The organism is Streptomyces sp. NPDC048659, from assembly GCF_040650575.1.
GTDB lineage: Bacteria > Actinomycetota > Actinomycetes > Streptomycetales > Streptomycetaceae > Streptomyces.
On the sequence record NZ_JBEZHM010000031.1, the window covers coordinates 39,652 to 46,717 of the forward strand.

Genomic DNA, 7,066 nt, shown 5'->3' on the forward strand with positions numbered 1-7,066 from the left:
GCCCCTCGCGAAAGCGAGGGGCCTTTCTTCTTTGCCCAGGAGCCCCGCGCGGGCCCGCCGCCCCGCCTCACGCCCGCAGGTAGGCGAGGACCGCGAGGACCCGGCGGTGGGTGTCCTCGGCGGGCGGCAGCTCCAGCTTGGCCAGGATGTTGCCGATGTGCTTGCCGACCGCCGCCTCCGTGACGACCAGCCGGCGGGCGATCGCCCCGTTGGAGTGCCCCTCCGCGACCAGGCCCAGGACCTCCCGCTCGCGCGGGGTCAGCGCCGCCAGCGGGTCGCGGTGCCGGCGCAGCAGCTGCCGTACGACCTCCGGGTCGACGACCGTGCCGCCGTCCGCGACCCGGACCAGCGCGTCCAGGAACTCCTCGACCTGGCCGACCCGGTCCTTGAGCAGATAGCCGACACCGGTGCCGTCCCCCGCGTCGAGGAGGTCGGCGGCGTAGCTGCGCTGCACGTACTGGCTGAGCACCAGCACCGGCAGCCCCGGGCGCTCGGCGCGCAGGGCGACCGCCGCGCGCAGCCCCTCGTCCTGGAAGTCCGGGGGCATCCGTACGTCGGTCACCACGATGTCCGGGTCGTGCGCGGCGACGGCGGCGCGCAGGGCGGTGGCGTCGCCGACCGCCGCGACCACCTCGTGGCCGAAGCGGGCCAGCAGCCCGATCAGTCCCTCGCGGAGGAGGACGCCGTCCTCGGCGAGGACGACGCGGAGCGAACGCCGCACGGGATCTCCACTCGTAGCACGGTCGGCCCGCCGGGCGGGCTGGTCAGCGAAAGTGTGCCATCGAGCACCGCGAGCCGGTCGCCGAGCCCGGTCAGCCCGCTCCCCCGGGCCGGATCGGCCCCGCCGCGCCCGTCGTCCTCGACGGTGAGCCGGAGCCGCCCGTCCGTGTGGTGGGCGGTGAGCCGGGAGCGGGTGGCGCCGCTGTGCCGGGCGAGGTTGGCGAGGGCCTCGCGGGCGGCGAAGTAGGCGGCGCTCTCGACCGGGGCGGGCAGGCGCGGGAGGGCGTCGGCGCGGACGTCGACCGGGACCGGCGAGCGGTCGGCCGCGTCCGCGAGGGCCTCGGTGAGCCCGTAGTCGGCGAGGACCTGCGGGTGGATGCCGTGGATCAGCTCGCGCAGCTCGGTCAGGACCTGCCCTGCCTCCGCGTGCGCCTTGGCGAGCTGCTCGGCGAGCGGGCCCGGCGGGGCGTCGTAGCGGGCGAGGCCGAGGGTCATGGTGAGGGCGACGAGGCGTTGCTGGGCGCCGTCGTGGAGGTCCCGTTCGATCCGGCGCCGCTCGGCCTCGAAGGCGGCGGCGAGCCGGGCGCGGGAGGCGGTGACCTCGCCGATCCGGTCCCGCAGCTCGGCCTCGCGCGGGGCGAGCAGGGCGCGGGCGAGGGCGGCGCGGGCCCCGGCGAGGGCGGTGAGCGGGTAGAGCAGGAGCGGCAGCAGGACGAGGCCGAGCAGGGCGGCGGCGCCCGCCTGCGGGTAGGAGGTGACGAGGAACGCCTTGACCACCTTCGCCTCCTCGCCGCCGGACGCGGCGAGCTGGACGGGGGCGCCGAGCAGCGCGGCGGGCAGGCCGAGGCCGACGGCGAGCGCGATCAGGTCGAGCGGCCAGAGCACGGTGGCGAGCAGCACCGCGTACCCGAGCTCCCGCCAGGTGGCCTGCTCGCGCGCCCGGACCCGGAGCCAGGCGGCCAGGCCCGGTGTGTCGGGGACCCGGTGCGGGTCGGCGGCCGGGTCCCGGTCCAGGAGCAGCAGCCGGCGGCGCTCCAGGCCGCCGAGGGCGACCCCGGCGAGGAGCAGCAGCGGCAGCCCGAGCAGGACGAGCGAGAAGCCGACGAGCAGGACGAGGACGAGCAGGGCGAGCGCCCCGAGGACGGCGCCGGACGCGAGATAGCCGACGGCCCGCCAGGGCCAGCCGGTCAGCACGAATCGCCGGGGCCGGGCCAGCGCCTGCCAGGGGGTACGGGGCTCCATGACGGCCACGGTAGGCGGGGGCGCGGGGGCGGGGCCATGGGTGTGGGGGGTGTACGGGGGGTGGGGCTGGGGCTACCTCGGCGGGGCGCCGGGGGCGGGGCTTTCCGGTGGCGCCTCAGCCCGGATACGTACCAGCCCGGATACGCATCAGCCCGGATACGCATCAGCCCGATACGTACCAGCCGGATACGTACCAGCCGGATGCGTATCAGCCCGGGAACTCCCGCCCCCGGGCCGCGTACTGGGCGCGCAGGGTCTCGCGGGCGGCCGGGGTCAGGGGTTCGTACGGGGCGGTCGGGGTGGGGCGCCACCAGGTGGGGTCGGGGGAGGTCAGGGCGGTGCGGCGGAGGGCCACGCGGTGGATCTTGTTCGTGGCGGTGAGGGGGAGTTCGGGGACCACCCGGACGTAGCGGGGCGGCATCTTGGTGCCGAGGTCCCGCTGGGCGGCCAGGAAGGCGGCGAAGGCGGCCGGGTCGAAGGCGGCGCCGGGGCGCAGGGCGAGCGCGGCCATCACCTGGTCTCCGGCGGCCGGGTCGGGGACGGCGTACACGGCGACTCCGGCGGCCCGGTCCCAGCGGGCCAGGATGTTCTCGATCATGGCGGCGGCGAGGTTCTCGCTGTCGACGCGGAGTCGGTCGTCGGTGCGGCCCGCGAAGTAGAGGAAGCCGTCCGTGTCGCGGTAGAAGAGGTCGCCGGTCCAGTACCAGCCGTCGCGGAGCCGGGCGGCCTGGGCCTCGGGGTTGCGCCAGTAGCCCTCGAAGGGGTTGCGGCCCCGGTTGACCAGCTCGCCGACGGCATCGTCGGCGTTGAGCAGGGCGCCGGCCGGGGAGAAGCGGGCCGGGGGGCATTCGCGGCGGGTCTCCGGGTCGACCACGGCCAGGTCGTCGGCGGGGGCGGCGCGGCCGATCGCGCCGGGCGGGGTGCCGGGGGTGCGCTGGATGGCGGCGCCGCCCTCGGAGGAGCCGTACCCCTCGACGAGCCGGGCGCCGAACCGCGCCTCGAAGCGGGCCGCGTCGACGGCGCCCGCCTCCGTGCCGAAGCCGATCCGGACGGCGTGGTCGCGGTCGTGCGGGGTCTCGGGGGTGGCGAGGAGGTACTGGACGGCGCGGCCCACGTACGTGAAGTAGGTGGCGCCGAAGGCCCGGACGTCGGGGAGGAAGCGGGAGGCGGAGAAGCGGGCGCGCAGGGCGATCCCGGCGCCCGCGACGAGCGCGGGGGCCCAGTCGGCGATGACCGCGTTGCCGTGGAACATCGGCATGCAGATGTAGTGGGTGTCCTCGGCGCGTATCCCGAAGTGGGAGACGAGCGAGCCGCCCGCGGCGGCGAGCCGGCCCTGGGAGCAGACGGCCGCCTTGGGGGCGCCGGTGGAGCCGGAGGTGAAGGAGAGCAGGAGGCGGCTGTCGGGGCGCACGGGGCGGAGGGGGACGAGGTCGTCCGGGGTGGCGGCCGTGTAGGGGGCGAGGAGGGCCTCGTACGCCTCGGTGTCGGTGACCAGGATCCGCAGGCCGGGCAGGGCGAGCCCGTCGAGGAGCGGGAGGTGGGCGCGCCGGGTGATCAGGACCCGGCACTCGGTGTGCCGGATGTCCCGGGCGAGTTCGGCGCCGCGCCGGGTGGGGTTGATCCCGGCGACGGCGGCCCCCGCGAGGGCCGCCGCGCCGAGCCAGAGCGGGTACTCCGGTGTGTTGTCGAGCAGCAGGCCGAGGTGCGGCTCACACCCCGGCCGGTCGGGCATCAGCTCCGTGAGCAGCGCCGCGCGCGCGGCGGCGCCGGCGGCGACCTGGTGGTGGGTGAGGGTGGTGTGCTCGTCCCTCAGTCCGGTCCGCTGGTCGTCCCACTGGCGTCGTACGAGCTCCGCGACGGTCCCCATGGGGGCGGATGCTAACTGACGCTACGTCAGAACTGAACGTCCGAGCACGCGTAGAAGGCGTTCCCGGTGTCGGCGACCGTCCACACGGCCAGGATGACGCCGCGCCCGGTCTTGCCCGCCGGGATGGTCCCGGAGTGCGAGAGGGTGGCCGGCGGCTGCTGGCTGTTGTACGGGACCACCAGGAAGGGCTGGGCGTCGAGGTCGGCCCTGGTCAGGGCCTTGGTCCCGGTCCAGCCGTTCTTGGTGACGTAGTAGCGGAAGTCCGTGGTCGCGTGGCGGGCCGTGAACTGCCAGCGGAAGGTGTAGCTCTGGCCCGCGGTGACCTTGGTGGTGGGCCAGGCGCCGCCGCGGGGGTCGTCGAGCTGCGAGAAGCGGGAGTTCCCGCCCGCGCAGATCTTCCCGTCGGCGGGGCCCGCGGCCGGGAAGCCCTTGAGCCCCTCGACCGACTGCGGCTCCCACTGGATGTCGCCGCAGTTCTTCACCGTGCCGTTGGCACAGAGTTTCTGGCGGCTGATCGGCGAGTCGGTGTAGCCGTGACTGCTCGCACTGGTGGTGGCGAAGAGGGAGGCGGCGGCGATGCCGAGCGCCACGGCCGCCACTCCTGTCTTTTTGCGCATAGCTTCGCTCCAGGAGAACGTGGGGGAGTTCTGTGGGTCGTGCTGCACGCGTGCGGTGACACTGATGCCGGTCTAGACCAAGTACCAAGGTATGGCCGGAAGTTGAGCATGTCCATACCAATGAGCGAGGGTCACGCGCCCTCCCCCGCGCCCGTGCGGCCCGTGTAGAACGCGACCGTCAGGTCCTTCACCAGCGCCTTGCGCTCGTAGTCGTCGAGCTCGACCAGACCACGGGAGGTCAGCCGGTGGACCACGTCGTCCACCGCGTCCACGACCGAGGTCAGGACGCTGTCCCGGTGCTTCGCGTCGATCGCCGCGATCCGGCGGCGGCGCATCGCGGCGGCGACCTCCGGGGCGTACTCGATCCGGGTCGGCTGCGCCGAGAAGACGTCGATGCCGACCGGGGCGCACTCCGCCGACAGCATCCGGGTCAGCGCCTCGCCGACCGCCTCCGCGTCCCGGAGGGTCGGCGCGTCCTCGTGGAAGGCGTCGGCCGGGAGCTGGCTGAGCACCCGGGCCATCGCCGCCTCGACCTGCTCGCGCAGGTACTCCTCGTGCCGGGCCACGCCGAGGGCGGCGCGGACCGTGTCCCGGATCCGCCACACGACGAGGACGACGACGTCCAGCGCCGTGCCCTTCGCGTCGACGGCGGGCAGCGGCTCGCTGCGCCAGTGCCGCAGCCGCACGTCGACGCGGCGGCGCAGCAGCAGCGGGCTCACCCAGAGCAGTCCGGTGCGGCGGACGGTCCCCCGGTAGTCGCCGAACAGGGTCAGGACCAGGGCGTAGCCGACCCGGCCGCGGCCGAGGCCGCCGAGGAAGAAGAGCGTGAGGAGCACGCCGAGGGCCAGCAGGCCCCACTGGCCGAGGTGGATCCCGTGGTACGGGCGTGAGGGCAGCCGCAGCATCCGCGCGGCCTCCTCGGGGACGGCCCCCGTCCACCACACCAGGGCCGCGCACCCCGCGAGCGCGAGGGCGCCGCCGGCCACGCCGACCCAGCCCGGCAGCACCGGACCCGGCCGCTCCACGAGCTGGGGGTCGGCGGTCGGGGCGGGCCGCGCGGGCGTCCGGGCGGGCGCGGGGACCGCCGCCGCGCCCCGCGGGGCGGGCTTGTGCGCGGGCGCCTTCGGCTTGGGTACGGGAACGGTCGCGGGGCCCCCGTCGTCGGCCCCGTCCGCCTCCTCGCGGAACAGCAGGTGCACGGGGATGGACCCGGTGGTCTCGGCCCCGATGACGTTGCGCCGCCGCGTCACGGGAGGCCGCGGGGCCACGGCGGGCGAGGCGGCGACGGGCACGGCGATCCCCTTGACCTGCGCCCCGGCGATCCACCCGAAGTCGACTCCGGTGTCGGGGGCGGGCGGCTTTCCGGCGGGGGCGCCGCCCGGGGCTTGGCGGGGGTTGCGGAGGGATGTGCGGTCGAGGCGGACGGGGGGTGGGGGGGTGGCCGGGGTGGCCTTGCCGTCGCCTTCGCCGTCGCTGCGCGGTTGCGCGGGGGTGGGCTTGCCTTCGCCCTCGCCCTCGCCCTCGCTGCGCGGTTGCGCGGGGGTGGGGGTCGGAGACGCCGGGGGCGCGGGGGTGGCCGGGGTGGCCTTGCCGTCGCCTTCGCCCTCGCTGCGCGGTTGCGCGGGGGTGGGGGTCGGATCCGCCGGGGGCGCGGGGGCCGCCGGGGCGGCCGGGGGCGTGGGGGCGGTTGGGGCCGTCAGGCCCACCGGGGCCACCGGGGTGGCGCGGGGCGCCGGGGCGGCGTGCGGCGGCCGGGCGGGTGTGTCCGCCGGGACGGGCTGGGTGGCGCGGGGCGCCGGGGCGGCGTGCGGCGGCCGGCCGGGCGCGTCCGCCGGGGCAGGCTGGGACGCCAGCGCGGGCGGAGTCGTCAGACCCGACGAGGCCACCGGGGTAGCCCGGGGCGCCGAGGCGGGCGCGTCCGTCGGCGCGGCCAGCGGCTGGGGTGCCCGGGCCGCCGGAGTGGTCGGGGCCGTCCCGGCCGGGGGGACCTGCGGGGTGGCCGGCCCCGCCGGAGTGGTCGGCGCCATCGAAGCCGCCCGGGCCCTCGGGCCCATCGCGCCGGTCGCGGGCGCCGAGGCCGCCGGCTCCGTACGAGTCGCCTGGCCCGCCGAGGCCGCCGGAACGCCAGAAGCCGCCGCATCTACCGCGCCGGTCGAGGGCGGCGCCGAGGCGGCCCGCTCGGCCCGAGGCGCTTGGGCGCCCGCGCCGGGGGCGCCCACCGGAGCTACCGGGGCACGTTGCCCCGCCGGGCCCGTCGCGGGCACCGACGCGGCGAGCCCCGTCCGGGTCACCGGGCCCCCGGTGCCGACCGAGGCCGCCGAGGCCATCAGCCCCGCCTGGGGTGTCTGGGCCCCCGGTGCCGCCGCGCCGGGCGCGGACATCGAGGGGGTCAGCCCTGTCTGGGCCGCCGGACCCGCCGAAGGCACGGAGCCGGCCGCCTCCGACGCGGGCGCCGCCGCTGCCTCCGAAGTCCCCGGCGCCGTCTGGGCCGTCGGCCCCACGCCGGACGGCGAGCCCGTCGAAGCCACCGGCCCCACCGGGGCCGTGAAGCCCGCCAGGCCCGCGCCGGACGGCGAACCCGCCGAGACCACCGGCCCCACCGGGGCCGTGAAGCCCGCCA

The 7,066-nt window shown here is 77.1% G+C and carries 5 protein-coding genes and 1 pseudogene; 1 reads left to right on the plus strand and 5 read right to left on the minus strand.

Features of this window, described 5'->3' with window-relative positions; all coding sequences use genetic code 11:
* Positions 1–67 precede the first annotated feature (67 nt).
* The 5 genes from AB0C99_RS23070 to AB0C99_RS23090 form a co-directional block, all read right to left on the minus strand.
* Positions 68–721: a response regulator transcription factor gene (locus tag AB0C99_RS23070; protein WP_362477997.1), complete on the minus strand. Its 654-nt coding sequence runs from the start codon at positions 719–721 to the stop codon at positions 68–70.
* Positions 661–1,962 carry a sensor histidine kinase gene (locus AB0C99_RS23075; RefSeq protein WP_362477999.1) on the minus strand — a complete coding sequence of 434 codons (1,302 nt, stop codon included), beginning with the start codon at positions 1,960–1,962 and terminating at the stop codon, positions 661–663. The genes AB0C99_RS23070 and AB0C99_RS23075 overlap by 61 nt, the downstream gene beginning before the upstream one ends.
* A 208-nt stretch (positions 1,963–2,170) precedes the next feature.
* Positions 2,171–3,829 carry an AMP-binding protein gene (locus AB0C99_RS23080; protein WP_362478002.1) on the minus strand — a complete coding sequence of 553 codons (1,659 nt, stop codon included), beginning with the start codon at positions 3,827–3,829 and terminating at the stop codon, positions 2,171–2,173.
* A 26-nt stretch (positions 3,830–3,855) separates the two neighbouring features.
* Positions 3,856–4,446 (minus strand): lytic polysaccharide monooxygenase auxiliary activity family 9 protein, encoded by a 591-nt coding sequence (locus AB0C99_RS23085; protein WP_362478004.1) that lies wholly within the window; start codon positions 4,444–4,446, stop codon positions 3,856–3,858.
* Between the two features lie 131 nt (positions 4,447–4,577).
* Entirely contained in the window at positions 4,578–6,473 is a 1,896-nt protein-coding gene (locus AB0C99_RS23090) for an SPFH domain-containing protein (protein ID WP_362478006.1), read from the minus strand.
* Between AB0C99_RS23090 and AB0C99_RS23095 the strand changes: the two are divergent.
* Positions 6,442–7,066: pseudogene (locus AB0C99_RS23095) on the plus strand (hypothetical protein); the annotation flags it as partial. The gene AB0C99_RS23090 and the pseudogene AB0C99_RS23095 sit on opposite strands and share 32 nt — an antisense overlap.